Annotated in this window: 16 protein-coding genes; 6 read left to right on the top strand and 10 right to left on the bottom strand. The window is 36.2% G+C overall.

All coding sequences use genetic code 11. The features are described from left to right. Positions 1 to 186 precede the first annotated feature (186 nt). Positions 187 to 879, top strand: a complete 693-nt coding sequence (locus tag H033_RS20850; RefSeq protein WP_196809420.1) for an antibiotic biosynthesis monooxygenase — start codon at positions 187 to 189, stop codon at positions 877 to 879. A gap of 369 nt (positions 880 to 1,248) precedes the next feature. On the opposite strand, the gene H033_RS0104600 is transcribed toward H033_RS20850, so the two are convergent. The 5 genes from H033_RS0104600 to H033_RS19565 form a co-directional block, all read right to left on the bottom strand. After that, the gene (locus H033_RS0104600) at positions 1,249 to 2,130 is read right to left on the bottom strand and encodes an MBL fold metallo-hydrolase (RefSeq protein WP_026837238.1); all 882 of its coding nucleotides are present in this window, start codon (positions 2,128 to 2,130) and stop codon (positions 1,249 to 1,251) included. 92 nt (positions 2,131 to 2,222) lie between these two features. Then, positions 2,223 to 2,660, bottom strand: coding sequence for a PaaI family thioesterase (locus H033_RS0104595; protein WP_026837237.1), 438 nt, complete (start codon positions 2,658 to 2,660; stop codon positions 2,223 to 2,225). A 21-nt stretch (positions 2,661 to 2,681) separates the two neighbouring features. After that, a complete protein-coding gene (locus H033_RS0104590; RefSeq protein WP_026837236.1) occupies positions 2,682 to 4,862 on the bottom strand; it encodes a S9 family peptidase in 2,181 nt (726 codons plus the stop codon). Positions 4,863 to 4,924: 62 nt separating this feature from the next. After that, positions 4,925 to 5,503 carry a pentapeptide repeat-containing protein gene (locus H033_RS0104585; protein WP_026837235.1) on the bottom strand — a complete coding sequence of 193 codons (579 nt, stop codon included), beginning with the start codon at positions 5,501 to 5,503 and terminating at the stop codon, positions 4,925 to 4,927. A gap of 89 nt (positions 5,504 to 5,592) precedes the next feature. Then, the gene (locus H033_RS19565; RefSeq protein WP_034886102.1) at positions 5,593 to 7,743 is read right to left on the bottom strand and encodes a cation:proton antiporter; all 2,151 of its coding nucleotides are present in this window, start codon (positions 7,741 to 7,743) and stop codon (positions 5,593 to 5,595) included. Between the two features lie 236 nt (positions 7,744 to 7,979). On the opposite strand from H033_RS19565, the gene H033_RS0104575 reads away from it, so the two are divergent. Beyond that, positions 7,980 to 8,312, top strand: coding sequence for a single-stranded DNA-binding protein (locus H033_RS0104575; RefSeq protein WP_026837234.1), 333 nt, complete (start codon positions 7,980 to 7,982; stop codon positions 8,310 to 8,312). Between the two features lie 97 nt (positions 8,313 to 8,409). Here the strand turns inward: H033_RS0104575 and acs are convergent, their stop codons facing one another. Both acs and H033_RS0104565 read right to left on the bottom strand, forming a co-directional pair. Continuing rightward, positions 8,410 to 10,317: an acetate--CoA ligase gene (gene acs / locus H033_RS0104570; RefSeq protein ID WP_026837233.1), complete on the bottom strand. Its 1,908-nt coding sequence runs from the start codon at positions 10,315 to 10,317 to the stop codon at positions 8,410 to 8,412. Positions 10,318 to 10,446: 129 nt separating this feature from the next. Further along, positions 10,447 to 11,349 carry a histone deacetylase gene (locus tag H033_RS0104565; RefSeq protein ID WP_026837232.1) on the bottom strand — a complete coding sequence of 301 codons (903 nt, stop codon included), beginning with the start codon at positions 11,347 to 11,349 and terminating at the stop codon, positions 10,447 to 10,449. Between the two features lie 104 nt (positions 11,350 to 11,453). On the opposite strand from H033_RS0104565, the gene H033_RS0104560 reads away from it, so the two are divergent. Continuing rightward, entirely contained in the window at positions 11,454 to 12,626 is a 1,173-nt protein-coding gene (locus H033_RS0104560) for an IS4 family transposase (RefSeq protein ID WP_196809446.1), read from the top strand. A gap of 86 nt (positions 12,627 to 12,712) precedes the next feature. Here the strand turns inward: H033_RS0104560 and H033_RS0104555 are convergent, their stop codons facing one another. Both H033_RS0104555 and metG read right to left on the bottom strand, forming a co-directional pair. Next, positions 12,713 to 14,104 carry a hypothetical protein gene (locus H033_RS0104555; RefSeq protein ID WP_026837230.1) on the bottom strand — a complete coding sequence of 464 codons (1,392 nt, stop codon included), beginning with the start codon at positions 14,102 to 14,104 and terminating at the stop codon, positions 12,713 to 12,715. An 11-nt stretch (positions 14,105 to 14,115) separates the two neighbouring features. Beyond that, entirely contained in the window at positions 14,116 to 16,185 is a 2,070-nt protein-coding gene (gene metG, locus H033_RS0104550; protein ID WP_026837229.1) for a methionine--tRNA ligase, read from the bottom strand. Positions 16,186 to 16,306: 121 nt separating this feature from the next. On the opposite strand from metG, the gene H033_RS0104545 reads away from it, so the two are divergent. The 3 genes from H033_RS0104545 to H033_RS0104535 all read left to right on the top strand — a co-directional run bounded on the left by H033_RS0104545 (position 16,307) and on the right by H033_RS0104535 (position 17,743). Beyond that, positions 16,307 to 16,882 (top strand): hypothetical protein, encoded by a 576-nt coding sequence (locus H033_RS0104545; protein WP_026837228.1) that lies wholly within the window; start codon positions 16,307 to 16,309, stop codon positions 16,880 to 16,882. Between the two features lie 61 nt (positions 16,883 to 16,943). Further along, positions 16,944 to 17,306 carry a YraN family protein gene (locus H033_RS0104540; protein ID WP_026837227.1) on the top strand — a complete coding sequence of 121 codons (363 nt, stop codon included), beginning with the start codon at positions 16,944 to 16,946 and terminating at the stop codon, positions 17,304 to 17,306. Between the two features lie 77 nt (positions 17,307 to 17,383). After that, positions 17,384 to 17,743, top strand: coding sequence for an endonuclease domain-containing protein (locus H033_RS0104535; RefSeq protein ID WP_026837226.1), 360 nt, complete (start codon positions 17,384 to 17,386; stop codon positions 17,741 to 17,743). A gap of 174 nt (positions 17,744 to 17,917) precedes the next feature. Here the strand turns inward: H033_RS0104535 and mfd are convergent, their stop codons facing one another. After that, complete coding sequence (gene mfd, locus H033_RS0104530; protein WP_026837225.1) at positions 17,918 to 21,328, bottom strand: transcription-repair coupling factor; 3,411 nt, start codon at positions 21,326 to 21,328, stop codon at positions 17,918 to 17,920. Positions 21,329 to 21,686: the final 358 nt, after the last annotated feature.

Raw genomic sequence — 21,686 nt, 5'->3', positions numbered from 1 at the left:
TAAATTCAAAAGTTTTAAAAGGTTTCAGATAAATTTTAACTGTTTGATATTCAAATACTTTTGTTTTTTTTGTATTTTAGATGTTCACTTTTTTACCATCCTCCCTTATTTCCTCCTCCCCCTAAAAAGATTTTTTTGTATTATAATTTCAAAAAGATCTAGTTTTAAAATTTAGAAATTATGGGAATGAAAATACCCACTTTATCGGTACTTACTTTAATATTTTCAATGGTTCTAATAGCTTGGAAGAATCCCAACATAAAAGGGGCCTCAAATAGTGAGTTTGAAAATGCTGTTTTAACGGAGGACACAGCCAAGTCTTTGATCTATCATAAGGTGAATGATTATGATCTATGGAAAAAAGCCTTCGATGAATTTCAACCAGTACGGGAATCAAATGGAGAATTAAGCTATGAGGTCGGACTTTTGGATGATAAGCCCAACACAGTATATGTACTTAGTACCTGGAAATCTAAAGATCACTATAATAGATTCAAGGAAACTCGTGTCTTAAAAGATAAAATGAATGAAGCGGGAGTTAGCGAGGCTCCAACCTTCCTTTATTTGAATAAATTAGAAGGAAGCAAATATCTAGAGAATAAGATCACTGGTATAATTTATCATGAAGTAGAAGATTATGATAAATGGAAAAGAGTTTTTAATGACTTTGAACGCACTCGAAAGGAATTTAAAGAAGTGAGTTATGAAGTAGGGACCATTAACGAAGATTCTAAATGGATCTATGTAATGAATCAATGGGACTCTGTAAAAGATTATAAAACTTTTGTAGAAGATGCCAAATTAAAGGAGGCAATGAATAGAGCAGGAGTAATTGGAAAACCCGTATTTCTGGTCTTTAATCCAAAAGAAAAAGGATGAAGAATTAGTTTGTGGCTGTCTAAAATAAATATTTCTAAATGAAAGATAAGATAGAGGTTAGTTTATAATTATAGGAGGTATTGATTTCTAAGCATATAACCTTCCTTAATCTCTAAATTTTATCTTTTAAATCATTGAAATCACTATATTTTAGACAGCCTTTTTTTTGTAAAATATCCAATTGAATCAGGCTATTTATTTCGAAAAAATCAAGAACCTTGGGGCAAGCCCACGGAGTATGTCCCGATGGTTCGGGAGGAAAATCCTTTTAAAAGTTCGAGGTAAGCCCGCCTGAATGTTTCGGGCAGGCCTCGGGGAACCTGCCCAGCCGGTCAGGCGGGTTAAACCCTCAATGAGGGATTAAAGTATTTAGTCTTCACTTTTTAAGCTGTCATAAAAAGTACCGCGAATTTTAGGCCCGTTTATAAATGATTTTTCGGCAGCAGCGTCAGTCATATAGTTTTTAGTTAAGCTTTCATCAGCTAAAATAGCTTCTCTGCTTTTTCCTGCTTCTATGGCAGCCAAAACATTCGCCTTAATTCCTTCCAACATATTCACATAATTCTTATAATCTGAATAAGTTGCTAAAGATCCATGCCCCGGAATAATTTTTGTTTCAGCATTTATAAGCATTAAGCCTGTTTTTGCAGCTTCTATATCGCCAGAAACACTGCCTCCACTCTTTAAATCTATATATGGAAACATCCCGTTAAAAAAAGTATCTCCGGTATGTAACACATTGCTTTTTGGAAAATAAATAAGCGCATCCCCATCTGTATGTGCGTTGTGCACATGCACCACCATAATATCGTCCCCATTTAAATGCAGTTGCATTTTATTATCGAAAGTAATTATTGGTAAACCAGATTGGTCTGTATTTTTTTCATCTTCTTTTAAGCGTTTTCTAACATTCTCATGGGCAACAATTAAAGCTCCTTCTTTTTCAAAATTTGCATTTCCTCCCGCATGGTCGCCATGATAATGGGTGTTCACTAAAAACTTTACCGGCTTATCACTTATAGTTTTCACTGCCTCGATAATCTTTGGAGTTAGTGCCGCAAATTGATCGTCTATCATGAAAACTCCGTCCTTTCCTACGGAAACACCAATATTACCACCACGCCCTAATAACATGTAAATATTTTCGTTTACAGGAACTACTTCAATTTTCACATCATCCATATCTTGAAATGCAAAAACAGAAGAACTAAGTATAAAACTGAAGGCAATTAATAATGTTGACTTTATCATAATTTCTTTTTTTAATTATTAGAATAGTACAATCCAAGAACCATGATTTATAAGAATTGTACTTTATTTAATAAGTGTTCAATTGAACTTTCTTATACCTTTTTCACTTGAATAAGAGTTGCTTGGGATGCGGCACACAATTTCTCAACACCATCCTTCACAGTAAAAACATCTGCTCTACAAATTGTAAGTGTTCTTCCCGATTTTAAAACGTTGGCGCGAGCTATCAGTTTTTCACCAATTCCTGGCGAGATCAAGTTCAGTTTAAATTCTACTGCAAGAACAGATGCTTCTTCTTCCATTAGCGAAAAAGCGGCATATCCCGCAGCATTATCTGCCAGGGTGCTTATAATGCCTGCATGTAAATATCCGTTTTGCTGAGTGAGGTTTTCATTGAAAGGCAAATGTATCTCACAAAAACCAGGCTCTACTTTCATTAATTTAGCACCTATAAAATCCATGAATTTCTGAAGCTTAAAACTATCTTCAACATTCTCTTTATAATTTTTAGTTTTAGGTTCAAACTGCATTTTTAGAGATTATATCACTAATTAATTCTTACTGAAATCAAATTCTTTTGGGGGAGTTGCTCCCATCAAGTGAGTTACAAAATAATCCCATCTTTTTCTCATCATATAATTACTGTCCTCCCCATAACCATGTCTGGCGTTTGGAAAGATCACAAGATCAAAATCTTTATTTGCCTTTATCAAGGCATCAACTACCAAATAGGTGTTGTAAGGGGGCACGTTATCGTCTAAACCACCATGAGCAAGCATCAGCTTCCCTTGAAGATTTTCGGCTAATACAGCATTCGCCTGATCATCGTAATTAGAATTACCTTCCTCATCTACCTTCATAAGTCCTATATAACGTTCTCCCCAATCATCTTCATAATTCCGGCTATCATGATTTCCAGATTCAGAAATACCAACTTTATAGAATTCAGGATAGTTAAACATTGCAGATGCTGTAGCAAAACCACCACCAGAATGTCCCCAAATTCCTACGCGTTCCAGATCCAGATATCCGTATTTTTCAGCCAATTGTTTGATCCCTGAAATTTGGTCTTTCAAGGTGTTATCTGCCATATTTCCATAACAGGCATCATGAAAAGATTTAGACCTATCTGGGTTACAAGTTCCATCAATTACCACCACAATAAATCCTAATTCTGCCAAAGCTTGATGATCTCTTCTTACTGGCGCAAAAGATCTGCTTCCTACTCCACCGGCTTGCGGACCTGGATAAATATAATTTACAACTGGATATTTTTTTGATGGATCCAGATCTGTTGGAGTAAACATAAGTCCGTAAAGGTCCCATTTGTCATTGCTTGATCTTACTTTTATTGGTGTTGGAGGATTCCATCCAATTGCTTCCAATCTTGACAGATCTGAACTTTCAAGCTCCGCGATCAATTTTCCATTAAGATCTCTTAATACTGAAACCGGAGCAACATTAGGTTGGGAGTAAGTATCTACAAAATAGTTGCTATCAGGACCAATTGAAACATTATGATTTCCATTTTCTGGAGTTAATAATTTCAGGTCCTTTCCGCTGAAATCTATACTATAAAAATGTGTGAAATAAGGATCTCTTTCTTTCTCTTTCCCATTTGCAAGAAAGTATAATTTCCTGTTCTTCTCATCCATTTTTAAAAGCTGAGTAACTACAAAATCTCCTTTGGTAATCTGATTCTTTAGTTTTCTTGTTTCAAGGTCATATAAATATAAATGTCCCCAATCGTCTCTTTCAGAATACCAAATCACTTCATTGCTTTTAGGTAAATAACGCCAGTTAATGGCACCCTGACCAGATTCGTATTGAGTTTCAACTTCTTCAGCAAAAACATTCCGTACCTCTCCGGTATTTGCATCGGCAATGCGCAAACCCGCAATCTTATGATCTCGGGAAGTAGATACAAACATTAACTTAGAAGCATCACTATTCCACTGGTTATCATCAAAACCGCCAGAACAGGAAATATCATCACACAAAGTTCCTCTTCGTGCATCTGCTGGCAATTGCAAACGAATTACTTTAGGAGTATCTACTTCTATAATAACTCGATTAATAAGAATAATATCTTCATCCTGTGGTAAAGGATATTTCCAACTTTGCAATTTAGGTGCACCAATATTGGTAGACACTAAATACATATCGCTTACATGTCGTTGATCTTGCTGATAGGTAGCTATCTTTTTAGAATCTGGAGACCAAAGTAAGATTGGACGATCACTTTTTCTCCAACCCGCGTTGTCTGTAGCATATCCAAAATTTTCAATGCCGTCTGTGGTAAGTTGGGTTTCCTTTTCAGTTTCGAGATTCTTCATCCATAAATTCCAATCTTTAATGAAAGCAGCCTTTTTGCCGTCTGGAGAAATAACCGCATTTCGGGGTTCATTCTTCATCTCTTTTTCTCCGTTTTCATTAGAATTTGAAACTAAAGAGTCTAAGGTGTTTGCTGATTTTCGCTTTCCCGATTTTGCATCTACAAGAACATATTTCCTTTCAGAATTCTCTGTAGTTGTATACCAGAATTTTTCATTTTCCAGCCAATTGGGCCTAACATTAGCCAGATCTCCTAACGGATAAACATTAGAAGGTAAAAATTTTGCTGCTTGCTGATAATCTTCTGCGGTGAGTACTTTTTCCTTAGTATCCTGAGCATTCATACTAAAGCAAAGCAGTGTAATTAGAAAAAAATTGAAGGATGATTTAATATTCATATAATTTATTCTTGAAGGGTTCTACGTAAATTAAGTTTATTAATGGTTTAAGATACTTATAATTACTGATTAGCTATTTTAAGTTTGTATTTATCTAACAAACCAGTAACTGCAGGGATCGAAAAGGAGGCTCCTTTCACCTTATTGTTTTCAGGATTTATAGAATAATTAATCGCGGTGCTGAAATTTGCTTTTTCCAGATTACTACGTTCAAAAATAGCGCCTGAAAGATCACAATTATCTAAAGTCACTTTAGTCAGATCTGCTTCGGTGAGATCTATATCTTTCAGCTTGCAATTTAAAAAGCTGGAGTTTATCAGTATTACCTGATAAAAAGAAGAATGGTCTAATTGGCAATTAGTAAAATCTAATGCTAATCCGAAGCCATCACAAAGATCGAATCTAATCCCTAACATTTTACAATCTTCAAATTTCATTTCCTGAAATGAAGCACCAAAAATATTTACGGAACTTAAATTACAGCCAACAAATTCACATTCCATGAATTTGATCTTTGACAATTCTGAATTCGTGAAATTACACCCATTAAATGTACACAATTCATACTCTCCTTTTGGGAGCGCTGTTTCTGTATAATCTATTTTATTGAACTCTTGTTCTTCGATGATTTGATATTGCATTAAAGCTGGTTTGTTGTTTAGGGATTTTAGATTCACAAGTTAAAAAGAAAGCGTTCCCTTTTCAAGATTTCTAAACAAATGATCCTATTCTATGAACTTCGCTTAAAGTAATTGAATATATCCTTAGCCACTTTATCCAACTTTTCTATGGGCGGTAATAATGATGGATTGTTTAAACCCATTAAAACCTCTTCAGAAATACCTGTCTGTCTGGGATAGATCAAAATAAAACTATTGACGGGGAAATAGGTGCCTATAAGATCTGGAGTCTTTTTCATATCCTTATCATAGGAAGTTTTGTTCTCTCTGCTCAGTACAAGGATAATATTATCGTTAACAGATACCTCAGCAGCTATTTCCGAAAAATTACTCCATGTATTATAGCTTTTAAACTCCGCTTCTATCTGATGTTTTTTTTGAATTTCCAATAGAATTTCCAAGGTTCTGTTAGGTGCATAGAACAGAAGTTTTGCTCCAGAATTCCGGGAAATGTTCCAAACCTTTAATAGCCAAAACGGAAAACCAATTTCATTCTCAGCAAAAGCAGAAATTACTATAACGTGCCTTTTTATGGTTGCCATTGGCTGCACCGATTTATAAACAAAGGTGGTAGCATCACTATTTGATAAAATTCCATCGGTTAGTTTTCCTAAGAAATTTTCTGAAATAGCTTTTTCCGAATGAAACCCTAGAACTAAATCTGTAATATTGTTTTCTTTAACCACTCCCGTAATTCCGTTTACAATATTTAAATCGTATCTCAATAACCGCTGTAAAAAGATATCTGTTGAGGCTGCCATATCTACTGCCTTTTCCAATATCTTTTTTGCCCTTTGATTCTCAACTGCAGTAGACGTGTTATTTAAAACTATGTTTAAGGCATATAAACCATGCTTGTTGTTTTTGGACTTTATGAGTGTGCTAAAATTAATAAGTTCTTCTACGGTATCTGGGTTGCTTATTGGAATCAGGATTCTTTCTTCAGTTTCATTTTCTTCTCTTTCAAGATATTGAGATTCGGACAAGGAGATATTTTGTGCTCCCTTTTGTGCAACAAAAGTGGCAATGGTACAAGTGATCAGGATCATAATAATTGCTCCGTTCAAAATACTTTCTCCTAAAAGCCGAATAGGTTCTCCGTCTGGGGTTTCACCAAGAATTACATTATATCCTATAAGCACCGCCGCTAAGGTAGCTGCAGCCTGTGCGTTACTTAGACCAAAGATCAATCTACGCTCGTCAATGCTGAAATTAAGCGATTTTTGTGTGAGCCAAGCCGCGATATATTTACAGGAAGTGGCAGTAATGGTCATAACGGCTGCCACTTTAATAGTCTCGAAATCTGAAATAAATGCCTTGTAATTAACAAGCATTCCCACCCCAATCAGAAAAAAGGGAATAAAAATAGCATTCCCCACAAATTCTATTCTATTCATTAATGGCGAAGTAGAAGGGATCAATCTATTTAACGCAAGGCCTGTCAGGAAAGCGCCAATAATTGCCTCTACTCCTGCTACTTCTGCCAGAAAAGAACCTAAGAATACCATCGCTAATACAAAAATGTATTGAGAAACTTTGTCTTGATACCTTTTAAGGAACCATCTCCCAATTATGGGAAACAAATAGAGGACTATAAAGCCAAAAATTAGAATGGATATAGTAAGTTTTATCCAGAACTGCGTGTTGACTTCTCCATTATGCATACCTATAATTACCGCCAGCACCAAAAGGGCAAGGATATCGGTAATCATAGTTCCGCCCACCGCTATATTTACAGCCCTGTTCTTTGTAACTCCAAATTTGCCTAACATTGGATATGCTATCAAGGTATGAGATGCAAACATACTTGCAAGCAGCACGGAGGTGATCATTGAAAAATCCAGAATATACAAACTCACCAAAATCCCAATGATCATTGGAATAAGAAAGGTGTACATCCCGAAAAGAAAACTTTTCGAACTGTTCCTTTTAAATTCGGCCATATCTATTTCTAAGCCTGCTAAAAACATAATATACAGAAGCCCCGCAGTTCCTGAAAGAATGATACCACTATCCCTTAACAACAAATTAAACCCATTAGGGCCTATGATAGCTCCGGCTATAATAAGACCTAGTATATGTGGGATCTTTAATTTTCCCAGAAGAATAGGTGCGGCAAGAATAATAATAAGTATAACGAGAAATTTCAAAACCGGGTTGGTTAGTGGAAGTGAAGTCTCTATAATGTTAAGAAATACCATAAATATCTATTAGTATTAGGCTAAAAACATATAATTTCTGAAAAGAAAGTAGCCGCATTCCGTAGTAATATTACGAAAAAAAACACCTTAGACTATTTAATTATCCGACAACAAACACTTACAAACGAAAGTAAACGAAAACAAATCTTTCCCAACCGAATACCGCTGAAGTGCACATATACATTTGTCCTGTTGAAATGAACTAATGATTTTCAACTGCAATAAATTCTATAGTTATGAGCACTTTAAGAAACAAAGTTCAATTGATCGGGAACGTAGGTAACGACCCTGAAATTCTTCACATGGAGTCAGGAAAGATTCTGGCAAAATTTTCAATCGCCACCAATGAATCCTATAAAAACGCCAAAGGTGAAAAGATCACAGATACCCAATGGCACAATATCGTGGCTTGGGGAAAGACAGCCGAAATAGTAGAAAATTATGTTCCAAAGGGAAAAGAAGTGGGAATAGAAGGAAAACTGACTTCCCGAAGCTATGAAGATAAAGAAGGAGTGAAACGATATATAACAGAGATCGTTTGTAGTGAATTGCTTCTTTTAGGAAAATAGTTCCAGAGTAAAAAAATTACAAGTTTATATAATAGAAAGCGCCAAGAGAGTTTAATTTCTTGGCGCTTTTCTTTTTAGGTTATTTCAGAAATAGCAATTACAGTTTATTATCTATGATCTCTTGTACCACTTCCGGATTTAACAAAGTACTTGTATCTCCCAAACTATCAGTTTCATTACAGGCAATTTTTCTTAAAATTCTTCTCATTATTTTTCCGGATCTTGTTTTTGGCAAACCTTCAGTAAACTGAATTTTATCCAATTTTGCGATCGGTCCAATATGTTCGGTAATGATCTGATTGATCTCTTTTCGCAAATTATCATGCATTCTAGACTCCCCTGTTTCCTTCAGAATCACATAACCATAAAGCGCATTTCCCTTCACATCATGCGGAAATCCTACAATAGCAGATTCTGCAACTGCTGGATGCTCATTAATAGCATCTTCAATAGGCGCTGTTCCTAAATTATGCCCGGAAACAATGATCACATCATCAACTCTTCCCGTAATTCTATAATAACCCACTGTATCTCTTAATGCTCCGTCTCCGGTAAAATATTTGTTTTCGAAAGCAGAGAAATAAGTTTCTTTATATCTTTTGTGGTCTCCCCAAATAGTTCTTGCCATTCCCGGCCACGGAAACTTGATGCACAACCTCCCATCTACCTGATTCCCCTTCAGCTCTTTTCCTTGCTCATCCATTAATGCTGGCTGAATTCCGGGTAAAGGCAAAGTTGCATAGGTGGGAATGGTTGGAGTGCAATATGGAATTGGAGAGATCATGATCCCTCCTGTTTCAGTTTGCCACCAGGTATCTACAATTGGGCTTTTCTTTTTACCAACATTGTCATTATACCAATGCCACGCCTCTTCATTAATTGGTTCTCCGACGGTACCAAGAACTTTGAGAGATGAAAGATCATGATTTTCCACATAATCCAACTTTTCCTTAGCCAAAGCACGAATTGCAGTTGGTGCAGTATAGAACTGATTTACTTTATGTTTTTCTATGATCTCCCAGAATCTGGAAAAATCGGGAAAATTAGGAACTCCTTCAAACATCAAGGTGGTGGCACCATTTGCTAGCGGCCCATAAACTATATAACTATGACCCGTGATCCAGCCGATGTCTGCTGTACACCAATATACGTCACCAACTTTATATTGAAATACATTTTTAAAGGTGTAGGCGCTATATACCATATATCCTGCCGTAGTATGCATCATTCCCTTTGGTTTTCCTGTAGAACCAGAGGTGTATAATATGAAAAGCGGATCTTCAGCATTCATTATTTCAATTGGGCAGTCCATACTTGCTTTATCCAAAAGCGGCTGCACCCAATGATCTCTTCCCTCTTTCATGTTGATAGGAACTTCAGTTCGCTTCACAACCAAAACCGACTTTATTGTTGGTGTGCTTTCCAAGGCTTCATCTACAATTCCTTTTAGATCTATTTTCTTAGTTCCACGGAAAGAACCATCTGAAGTAATTACCATATTACATTCACAATCATTAATTCTGCTGGCTATGGCAGTAGATGAAAATCCTGCAAATACCACCGAATGAATGGCTCCAATTCGGGCACATGCCAAAATAGAAACTGCCAATTCCGGGATCATGGGTAAATAGATACAAACACGATCTCCTTTTTTAATTCCCTGGTCTTTTAGAACATTTGCAAAAGCACACACCTTATCGTGCAACTGCTGGTAAGATATGTGTTGAGCCTTTTCCTTTGGGTCATTTGGCTCAAAAATGATCGCAGTCTTATCTGCCTGTGTCGCCAAATGCCTATCTATACAATTTTCAGTGATATTTAATTGCGCTCCTTCAAACCATTTTACTTCAGGTTTAGAAAAATCCCAATCCAATACCTTATTCCATGGTTTTCTCCATACAAAATGTTCTTCGGCGATCTCTGCCCAAAAATTTTCCGGATCTCGTACAGACTTTCTATATACTTGGTAATATTCTTCTAAGTTCTTAATTTGGTAACTGCTCATACTAAATTTAAAATTTTAATCTGCTTCTAAGATATAGAATTTAAAAGAGTATCAACAAAAGGAACTGCAATTATGAGAGGATAAGCTTATTTTTTTTGAAAGAATTGTTATATGTAACTGCTGAGGAATTTAAAAATATATCTTCTGTGCCATTCGAAAAGTGTTTGCATGTGCCTCCAATATAGTTTTGATATCTGGAGAATAGCCACCGCCCATACTTACTTGCACCGGGATTTTAAGGTCGTGGCAAGTTTGTAAAACAAATCGATCCCGCTCTTTACAACCTTCTATGCTGCAACCCAGTTTCCCTAATTTGTCTGTTGAGAGGATATCCACGCCACTTAGATAGAAAATGAAATCAGGATTTTGCTCTTTTATTAGCTTCGGAAGAGTTTCTTTTAAAACTTCTAGATATTCTTTATCCCCAGTTTGGTCTGCCAATTCGATATCCAGATCGGAGGTTTCCTTTCTGAAGGGGTAATTGTTCTTTCCATGCATCGAAAAAGTAAAAACTGAATCATCATGCTGAAAAATCTCAGCTGTACCATTTCCTTGATGCACATCCAGATCTACAATCAAGATCTTTTTAATCCCTTTAAACTTCTGAAGATATCTCGCAGCAATAGCTTGATCGTTTAATAAACAAAAAGCTTCTCCATGGTTAGTGTAGGCATGATGAGTTCCTCCCGCAATATTCATAGCAATTCCATGTTCCAAAGCATATTCACAGCCTTTCATAGTTCCGCCTGCAATAATGAGTTCTCGTTGGACAAGCTCCTTGGACAGAGGGAAACCTATTTTTCTTGCAGCTCGTTTTTCAATAGAAATATTTACCAGATTTTCTACATAATCTTGATCATGCACCGCCAGTATCCTTGTAATTTCAGGAAGCTCCGGTTCAAAGAAGTTCTCTTTTGTACAAGTTCCTTCATGCAGTAATTGCTTTGGCAAAAGATCATATTTTTCCATAGGAAACCTATGTCCGCTTGGCAAGGGGTGTTTGTAAATGGGATGATTTGCTATTTTGAGCAATAGAATAAATGTTTTTTAACAATAGCGTCCTAAACGTTTAAAAAAGAGAAAGGAAATTTTGTTCCACAAAGTTATCTTTATGGTGCAACACAAAAAACCTTTCTCTGATGATAAATATAACCCTGTTTTCTCAAATTATCTCAAAATTAGACACATCAAAATTCAAGAAATTAGTAAAATCACATCAAAGTGATAAGCATCAAAAAGGATTCGATAGTTGGTCCCACTTAGTTTCAATGCTATTCTGTCAATTTGCCAAGAGCCAATCTGTACGCGATATCAGCAATGGACTTCGCTCTGCCACAGGCAACCTGAACCATTTAGGGATGCTGAAAGCACCCTCGAAATCTACAGTCAGCTATCAAAATAAAAACCGTAGCTGGGAGCTTTTTAGGGATTATTATTACGTGTTGTTGGAGAGTCTGGGACAGCAAGCGCAAATGAAGCGAACCAAGTTCAAAATAAAGTCAAAAATATTCTTATTGGATGCTACCACCATAAGTCTTTGTCTAAGCCTTTTTGATTGGGCAAAATACAAGACTAAAAAGGGAGCGGTAAAAATGCACACCCTTCTTGATTATGATGGTCATCTACCTGCCTATGTAAATATTACAGATGGCAAGACAGCGGATAACAAAGGGGCTTACGATGTTCCGCTTTTAAAAGGAAGTGTTATTGTTGCCGATAGATTTTACAATGATTTAGCCTTGCTGAATGTTTGGGACAGCAACGGGGTTTATTTTGTGGTCAGGCATAAGGACAACATAAAGTTCAAAACCTTCAAAGAGCTGGAATTGCCAGAGAACAAACACCAGCACCTTCTAAAAGATGAGATCATTGAACTGACAGGCGCCAAAACAAAAGGGAAATATCCTAAAAGATTGCGCAGGGTTGCCCTATGGGACGAAAAAAACCAACAGGCCATTGAGGTTATTACCAATCAAACGTCTTGGACAGCAAACACCATAACCGAACTCTATAAGGCCAGATGGGAAGTGGAAATCTTTTTTAGGGACATAAAACAGCAACTGCACATAAAGTCCTTCATTGGAACTAGCCAAAATGCGGTCATGATACAGATTTGGACTGCGCTGATTACCATTCTAATCCTGAAAGCACTTAAAACACATGCAAAACACCCTTGGTACTTATCAAATTTGGTAGCCTTTATTAGACTTAACCTTTTTGTGAAAGTGGATTTATACCAATGGCTCGATAATCCTTTTGCGAAGGAACAACCGCCTCCAAATAAATGCATACAAGGGGTTCTTTTTTGAAAATCTATAAAAACAGCGGTGAAGACCAGTAAAATGATTAATTTTTAGGTGGTTAAAATTTATTTAGGACAGGATTGGTTTTTTAACTAAAATTCAATCAGTCTAAATTCTTCTGAAGGATAATTATAATAACCTAGAAAAACGGATTCTTGATTTGAATGGACATAAGAAGAAATTTTATATCTCTTATTCATTTGATAATCGCTAAGTAAATCAAAATTAGTAGGCTCGATTTCTCCAGATAAGTGCTGATAATCTTTATCCAATAACACACTAATTTGGGTAGACCATTGAGACGGAGTTGTAAAATTGGGATAAGAACTAGCTTCTCTATCATCACTACTTCCGATTTGGATAATAAAATTATTATTCTTTTCTATAACATTTATGCCCATATCACTCTTCATCAATTTTCTTAGGAACTTTTTAGGTTCTTCCAATTCTCTATTATACCTGTAATAGCCATAACCCTCTACCATAATTGGCGTGTTGGAAAACTCGATTTTTTTCTGCCCTTCATGTAAAGTAAATTGATTTAATACCTGCCCTTGCATATTTTTAATTTGTAAAATCATTGCATCATTAGAGGCGCTAATTTGATATAAGGTGTTTTTATATAAATAAGAATTATGATCATTATACCTTCCGTACTCATCTTTAATATATGGAATTATATTTTTCTCCATTGTTAAGGATATCAGATCTATAGTGCCTATAGCTGTAAACTCATCTTCAATTTCCATTACAAGGTGAATTATAGACTCATCTTGATAAATTTTTGTTTTTTGGGAAGTAACAGATAAAGAAGTAGGCATCCTGTAATTTATAGTCTGAAGATTTTCTCCGTTAAAGCCTGTAAAAAGATTAAAATCCTGAGTCCTCAATAAATCTGGAGTATATAATTTTTTTAAACTTATTTGTGTACCAGAATTGTCAAATTCATCAAGTTTAAACTTCTTTAATAATTCAAATTCACCATCCTCATCTAATTTTCTAATAAAAAGAGTGCTTTCTTTATCAGAACTTAAAAGAAAAAAAGAGTTTCCTACTTGGAAGGAGTTTAAATATTTCTCCTTCTTGGAAAACTTAAAATCAGCCTCTTTTTTTATCAGACTTCTATCATCAATATTAAAGCTGAGAATTTCAAACTTCTTCATTGAGCTATTTGGCGCTATTAAGTCGAAACTATTTCCACGAACTTGATATCCTATAACTTTTTCATAAATCCCGTGAAAATTATTGTCTAGTTTAAAATCTAAAACTTTCTTATAATTTTTGTCATACTTATAAACCCAAAGATCCTTTTGATCCCCAAGTAAAAAAATAAGGTTTTCAGTTTCAGAATTAGGAACTGTATAAATATCCATACTAAGCAGTTGGCTTATATCCTCATTTTTAAAAGACATTCGTCCAGATTGAGCTTTGGAAATTGACAATCCAAACAAAATAATTAGAACGGTAATTAGGTATTTTTTCATTTAGTGTTTGTCTAACTAATTATAGTCCCATTTTTCACGTCTTCTTCATCTGGATTCAAGAAAACCAGTTTCCCTTCCGCATTCTCGGTCATTAAGATCATTCCTTGGCTTTCTACACCACGTAGTTTTCTTGGAGCAAGATTTACCATTACAGTTACCTTTTTACCAATGATATCTTCAGGCTTAAAACTTTTTGAAATTCCAGAAACAATGGTTCTCACATCAATCCCAGTATCCACCTTTAGCACCATTAATTTATCTGCTTTTGGCATTTTTTTAGCTTCTACTATAGTTCCAACACGCAGGTCCATCTTAGTGAAATCTTCGAAGGTAGACTCTTCTTTTTGTGGTTCTGCTATTTTAGTATCAGCTTCATTAGCTGCTTTTGTTGCTTCCAATTTATCTAATTGTTGTTGAATTTGTTCATCTTCAATTTTACTGAAAAGCAATTCTGCTTTTCCGATTTTATGCCCTGCAGGATTTAAAGTGTCTTTTTCTGATACTTCTTCCCATTTAAGAGCACTTTCACCTGAAGGAACATTTAGGATGCTTTTCAACTTCTCTGAAGTGAAAGGCAAGAATGGCTCACTCAATGTTGCTAAAGCCGCAGAGATCTGAAGCGCTACAAACATAACCGTTTTTACTCGTTCGGGATCTGTTTTTACCACTTTCCATGGTTCCTCATCTGCCAAATATTTATTACCTAATCTAGCCAAATTCATCAATTCCCCTTGGGCTTCTCTAAATCTATATCTCTCTATAGAGCTCGCAATTACTGCTGGATATGCTTTTACCGCAGCTAAGGTTTGCTCATCTACTTCTGTAAAATCTCCCGATACTGGAACTACTCCTTCATAATACTTATCGGTAAGCACAACCGCACGGTTTATAAAATTCCCGAAGATCGCAACCAACTCATTGTTATTTCTTGACTGAAAATCTTTCCAGGTAAAATCGTTATCCTTTGTTTCAGGAGCATTGGCGGTAAGGGTATACCTCAACACATCTTGCTGATTCGGAAAATCTTCCAAATATTCATGCAACCAAACTGCCCAGTTCTTAGAAGTGGAAAGTTTTTTCCCTTCCAAATTTAAAAATTCGTTAGCAGGTACATTTTCAGGAAGAATGTAACTTCCTTCTGCTTTCAGCATAATTGGAAATATAATACAGTGGAACACGATATTATCCTTTCCTATAAAATGCACCATTTTGGTATCGTCTTTCTTCCAGTAATCTTCCCAATTCTTTCCTTCGCGGGCTGCCCATTCTTTGGTAGACGAGATATATCCAATTGGAGCATCAAACCATACATATAGCACTTTTCCTTCGCCTCCTTCAACAGGAACAGGAATTCCCCAATCAAGATCACGGGTTACAGCACGAGCTCTCAAGCCTTCATCTACCCAAGATTTTACTTGCCCATACACATTGGCCTTCCAATCTTTTTTGTGTCCTTTCAGGATCCATTCTCTCAAAAACTCTTCATATTGATCTAAAGGCAAAAACCAGTGCCTGGTCTCCTTCATACTTGGCACAGCGCCTGTAATTGCCGATTTAGGATTAATGAGATCTGTAGCGTTTAAAGAACTTCCACAGCTTTCACATTGATCGCCATAAGCTTCGGGGTGGCCACATTTTGGGCAAGTTCCAGTAACAAATCGATCTGCTAAAAATTGATTTGCTTCTTTATCGTATAATTGTTCGGTAGTTTCTTCAATAAATTTTCCGCCTGCATATAACTTCTTAAAGAACTCGGAAGCTGTTTCATGATGAATCTCATTCGATGTTCTAGAATAATTATCGAAGGTCACCCCAAAATCCAAAAAGGATTGTTTGATGATGCCGTGATATTTATCTATTAACTGTTGCGGAGTAATTCCTTCTTTCTTAGCCTTCATCGGGATTGCCGCACCATGCTCATCACTTCCGCATACAAAAGCTACATCTTTCCCCTGCATTCTTAAATATCGGGCATAAATATCTGCTGGTACGTAAACGCCTGCTAAATGCCCAATATGTATAGGGCCATTGGTATAAGGTAATGCTGCCGTAATTGTATAACGTTGTGGTGAATTGCTCATGTATTCCTTTGTTTATTTAAGGCTGCAAAGGTAAGCAACTGTGAAATACTATGCGTTAAATTATTGCAAAAGACAATGCCTATGTCATGTTAGAACTAGATTTTAGCTGAAAATATAAGTTATGCGCAAGTTTTTCTATTTATCGGCCATTTTACTAATAGTTTCCTGTAATTCTTCAAAAAATACAGCAACGCCCAGTTCAAAACAATTATTTGTTGAAGATCTATTAGAGATGAATGATACTACTCTTAAAAACACCTTTATAAATGAAGTGATAGCTGAAGATGTCGGTTTGTTTGAAGAAGGCACTGAAGAACGCGCCTATACGGTGATCTCTCCAAATACTCCAGATGAATTACATATAACTTGGAAAGACAAGAACAGAACTCAAATAGAGGATATTAGAATGGATTCCAATGGGAAATGGAAAAGTAAGACCTCCATAAAAATAGGATCTACCTATGATGAACTGACCAAAATGAATCAGAAACCAATTTCTTTTTATGGCTTTGGATGGGATTACAGTGGGGCGGTAGCATGGAATGATGGAAAACTGGAGAAATCCAATGTTCATGTGTTTCTTGCGCCAGAAAAGGAGCCAAAAAACAAATTCTACGGAGATCATATCATAACGGCTACTGCTGAAGAAATTAAAGAAATGGATCTTAAAGTGAAAGCCATCTTGTTTAGGGGGTAACCAAAAATCCTGTAATCAGCTGAAATAGTGTACATTTAAATCACATTTTAGAAATCAGTAAATGGCATCTCATAACGAGCTTGGTAAAAAAGGGGAAGAATTAGCAGTTGCTTATTTACTTAAACATGGCTACAAAATAGTTGCAAGAAACTTCAGACATCAAAAAGCAGAAGTGGATATTATTGCTAGAAAGAAGGATGTTTTGGCCATAATAGAAGTCAAAACCCGAAGCACTCCCGACTTTGGGAATCCTCAGGATTTTGTAAAAGGAAAACAAATTCAGAATCTGGTAAAAGCTGTTGACTTTTTTGTGAACGAACATAATCTTGACGTAGAAGTTAGGTTTGATATTATAGCTATCATTAAGAATAAGTCTGGCACCAAAATAGAGCATTTAGAAAATGCTTTTTTGTATTTTGGATAGCAATTTATATTGCTCCTTCCCTATTTTCTAGGGAAGGTGGAATTCCGCAGGAATGCCGGAAGGGTAAAACCACAATCATGAATAAAAAAATTCATAATAAAAAGTATCTGGAACCCTATAGAAAAGAACTTAGAAAAAATCTTACATCAGCTGAAGCTTTCCTTTGGAAACAACTAAAACAACGTAAACTAGATGGGAAAAAATTTAGGAGACAACATAGCATAGAAAATTATATACCCGATTTTTATTGTCCTGAAGAAAAGCTGATTATTGAACTCGATGGGCAAGTACATTTCAACCCAACCGCTCAGGAAAAGGATGAAAAGCGAACCAAAAGATTAGAAGAACTAGGGTTTAAGGTAATTAGATTTGAAAATAAAATGGTATTTGAGAACCTACAATCTGTTTTAAAAGAAATTAAGGATAATTTTAAATAACTGACCTCCCCCGCTCTTCGGGCACCCCTCCTAAAAATAGGCGGGGAGCAATGAAATACTTAAACAATGCTTTTCTGTAGCTTGAAAAGGTCTCTCCCGATTTCTCGGGACGCTCGACCTGACAATTTTTATAAGGGAAGGAGGCATTCCAGGGGAATGACGGAAGGCTAAAAATTAAACCTTCGCCTCTTCCTCCACTTTCACTCTAAAATCTAAAGGCTCCAAAACTTTTAAAGCTCTTTCAATAGAAGAAATTTTTTCAAAGGTCAATAACAATCGTAAACCTGCTCTTGTTTTCTTTTCTTTCATGGTGCAGGAATGCGAATGTGTTTGCACATACTGTAACACCTTGGTGAAAATTGGAGTCTGATAGAATTTGGATTGCTGATCTGCAATAAAATATCCGATCAGTTTTCCTTGCTTCATAATTACTTTCTCTAAACCAATGTGAGAGGCGATCCATTTAATTCGAACACTATTCAACAAATCTATCGCCTGAGTTGGCAATTCTCCAAAACGATCTTCCAGATCGGCTTCAAATTTCTGAAGCTCTTCTTCGGTCTTTAAATTATTCAGCTTCGTGTAAAGACTCAGTCTCTCTGAGATATTATTGATATAATCGTCTGGGAACAACAACTCGAAATCGGTATCTATCTGGGTGTCTTTTACAAACACTTTATCCTCGGCAGCAGTGGTGTCCTCATAAAGATCTTTGAATTCATTCTCTTTCAGCTCTTGAATAGCTTCATTCAATATTTTCTGATAGGTATCAAAACCAATATCATTTATAAATCCACTTTGCTCTCCTCCCAGAAGATCTCCTGCTCCACGAATTTCCAAATCTTTCATAGCTATATTTATTCCGCTTCCCAGATCAGAAAATTGCTCTAAAGCCGTAATTCGTTTTCTGGCATCGTCTGTCATTGCAGAATATGGTGGTGTAATGAAATAACAAAATGCTTTTTTATTGCTTCGTCCTACTCTACCGCGCATTTGGTGCAGATCTGAAAGCCCGAAGTTATTGGCGTTATTAATAAATATGGTATTTGCATTGGTAACGTCCAGTCCACTTTCAACAATGGTAGTAGAAACCAAAACATCAAATTCACTGTTCATAAAACTCAACATCAGTTTTTCCAACTTTTTCCCTTCCATTTGTCCGTGTCCTACCCCAACTTTAGCATCTGGCACCAGGCGCTGGATCATCCCGGCAACTTCCTTGATGTTCTCGATCCTATTATGAATAAAGAAAACCTGTCCTCCACGTTGCATCTCATAAGAAATGGCATCACGAATGGTTTCTTCTGAAAAACGAATCACATTGGTTTCAATAGGATATCTGTTGGGCGGCGGTGTTGTAATGGTAGAAAGATCTCTCGCTGCCATTAAACTAAACTGAAGCGTACGCGGAATTGGCGTTGCAGTTAGAGTAAGTGTATCTACATTTTCCTTGATGGTTTTCAGTTTATCCTTTACAGCTACCCCAAATTTTTGTTCTTCATCTACCACCAACAATCCAAGATCTTTGAATTTTACTGCCTTGCTGACTAACTGATGAGTTCCAATAATAATATCCACCCTTCCGCTTTCAAGATCTTCAAGGGTTTGCTTGCGTTCTTTTGCAGTTCTAAAACGATTTAAATAATCTACGGTAACTGGGAAATCTTTAAGCCTTTCAGTAAAGGTTTTATGATGCTGAAAAGCAAGAATGGTAGTAGGAACTAGAATAGCTACTTGTTTTCCGTTATCTACGGCTTTAAAAGCTGCACGAATAGCGACTTCGGTTTTACCAAATCCAACATCCCCACAAACCAAGCGGTCCATAGGTCTTGGGCTCTCCATATCTTCCTTTACTGCTGCTGTAGCTGTGCTTTGGTCTGGAGTATCTTCATATAAAAACGAAGCTTCGAGTTCTAACTGCAAATACGAATCTGGCCCATATTGAAAACCTTCCTGCGTTCGTCGTTTTGCATATAATTCGATTAGATTATAAGCGATATGCTTAACACGGGCTTTGGTCTTCTGCTTTAAATTTTTCCAGGCATTACTACCTAATTTATATATTTTTGGTGGTTTCCCATCCTTTCCGTTGAATTTTGAGATCTTATGAAGCGAGTGAATGCTCAAATATAAAATATCACGCTCCCCATAAAATAGCTTAATGGCTTCCTGCATCTTCCCTTCCACATCGATCTTTTGAAGTCCACCAAACTTCCCGATTCCGTGATCTATATGCGTAACATAATCTCCTACTTCTAAATTCGTAAGCTCCTGTAAAGTAATGGCCTGCTTTTTAGCATACCCATTCTTTAAATGGAATTTATGATAACGCTCGAAGATCTGATGGTCTGTATAACAAACCATTTTAGAATCTTCATCTATAAAACCTTGATACATGGAAAGCACCAGAGTTTTGTATTTCACTTCGCGTTCTTGATCTTCGAATATATCATGGAATCTCTTGGCTTGCTGCTCGCTCACACAAAAAATATAATTCTTATAACCGGCATCCTGATTCTCTATCAAGTTATCTATCAGTAGATCAAACTGCTTATTAAATGATGGCTGCGGCTTGGTTTGGAATTCTATAATCTCCCCTGCATCTACTACTGCAGTGCTCGATTTCTTGCGTAGATTGGTAAGGTTACCAAGATTTACAACTTTGAATTCTTCTAACTGAGTGGTTAAAAGTCCTGAAGAGCAAAATAATTCTTCCGGTTTATTATGTTTAATATCATCCCCTAATTTGGCAAATGCTTCTTGGGCCTTTCCAAATAATTTATCCATTTCTCCAGAAAGCAATTCCGGATTCTTGATAAAGACAATGGTTTTTTCTGAAATATATTTTAAAAAACTCTCTCTAACCTCATCCAAACGTTTATGTTCCACATTTGGCATTACAGAGATCTTCTTTACTTTTTCTGTTGAAAGCTGAGTTTCTACATCGAAACTTCTGATGCTATCCACTTCATTTCCGAAGAATTCTATTCTATATGGCTCATCATTACTGAAGGAAAAGACATCAATAATTCCACCACGCACAGAAAATTCTCCCGGTTCGGTTACAAAATCTACTCGAGTAAATTTATATTCAAACAGAACTTCATTTACAAAATCTAAAGAAAGCTGATCCCCAACAGCGATCTTCAAAGTGCTCTTTTCTAATTCTTTTCTGGTAACGACTTTTTCGAATAAAGCATCTGGATAGGTAACTATTAGTGCTGGTTTTTTTCGAGAATTAATACGGTTTAGAACCTCTGCCCTTAAAAGCACGTTCGCATTATCTGTTTCCTCCAACTCGTATGGCCTACGATAACTACCCGGATAAAAAAGTACGTTTTTATCCCCCATTAATTGTTCTAGATCGTTCAAATAATAGGCAGCTTCTTCTTTATCATTAAATATCAATAGAAATGGTCGCTCTGCAGTGCCAAAAGCATTGGAAAGCACATAGGATAATGAAGATCCTACCAGTCCTTTTAATTGAATTTTTGTGAGATTATTTTGGGAAGAGACAATAAAATTCTCAAGTTTCTGCTGTTGCAGAGACTTTGCAAATGTTTGGGCAATAGTTGCGTTACTCATTGCGGCAAAGATAATCGCTGAAGCTATCCCTCCCAAAATATTAATAATTATTTGTAGAATTTTATTTTTTAAATTTCCGTGCTGCTGAACTCGATTCAGCATCCCATTTAGTTAGAAAGCTAACCGCGAAACAAGTTCCCATTGACATGTTTTCTCTTTTGCTTCTTATAATAGATCCTAGAACAGGTTAACGGTAACATAAATAATTATTTGAGAGAGTTTATCGTTTATGTTTACGAATAGTTGCGTGTACAAGAGACTAACTTACTAAAAATGGAACGAACCAAAGGAAAATCCTAGGACTTTCCAAGTAGGCAAGAACCTAGCAATTATTTTGACACGGTACTAGCACTTGCTT

It is taken from the genome of Gillisia sp. JM1, from assembly GCF_000424645.1.
Classification (GTDB): domain Bacteria; phylum Bacteroidota; class Bacteroidia; order Flavobacteriales; family Flavobacteriaceae; genus Gillisia.
Note: the sequence above shows the minus strand (reverse complement) of the source record. Positions and strands in the feature narration are given on the sequence as shown.

Coding starts and splice junctions, on each gene's coding strand:
- H033_RS20850 (WP_196809420.1), top strand. CDS start 187: ATGAAAATACCCACTTTATCGGTACTTACTTTAATATTTTCAATGGTT.
- H033_RS0104600 (WP_026837238.1), bottom strand. CDS start 2,130: ATGATAAAGTCAACATTATTAATTGCCTTCAGTTTTATACTTAGTTCT.
- H033_RS0104595 (WP_026837237.1), bottom strand. CDS start 2,660: ATGCAGTTTGAACCTAAAACTAAAAATTATAAAGAGAATGTTGAAGAT.
- H033_RS0104590 (WP_026837236.1), bottom strand. CDS start 4,862: ATGAATATTAAATCATCCTTCAATTTTTTTCTAATTACACTGCTTTGC.
- H033_RS0104585 (WP_026837235.1), bottom strand. CDS start 5,503: ATGCAATATCAAATCATCGAAGAACAAGAGTTCAATAAAATAGATTAT.
- H033_RS19565 (WP_034886102.1), bottom strand. CDS start 7,743: ATGGTATTTCTTAACATTATAGAGACTTCACTTCCACTAACCAACCCG.
- H033_RS0104575 (WP_026837234.1), top strand. CDS start 7,980: ATGAGCACTTTAAGAAACAAAGTTCAATTGATCGGGAACGTAGGTAAC.
- acs (WP_026837233.1), bottom strand. CDS start 10,317: ATGAGCAGTTACCAAATTAAGAACTTAGAAGAATATTACCAAGTATAT.
- H033_RS0104555 (WP_026837230.1), bottom strand. CDS start 14,104: ATGAAAAAATACCTAATTACCGTTCTAATTATTTTGTTTGGATTGTCA.
- metG (WP_026837229.1), bottom strand. CDS start 16,185: ATGAGCAATTCACCACAACGTTATACAATTACGGCAGCATTACCTTAT.
- H033_RS0104545 (WP_026837228.1), top strand. CDS start 16,307: ATGCGCAAGTTTTTCTATTTATCGGCCATTTTACTAATAGTTTCCTGT.
- H033_RS0104540 (WP_026837227.1), top strand. CDS start 16,944: ATGGCATCTCATAACGAGCTTGGTAAAAAAGGGGAAGAATTAGCAGTT.
- H033_RS0104535 (WP_026837226.1), top strand. CDS start 17,384: ATGAATAAAAAAATTCATAATAAAAAGTATCTGGAACCCTATAGAAAA.
- mfd (WP_026837225.1), bottom strand. CDS start 21,328: ATGAGTAACGCAACTATTGCCCAAACATTTGCAAAGTCTCTGCAACAG.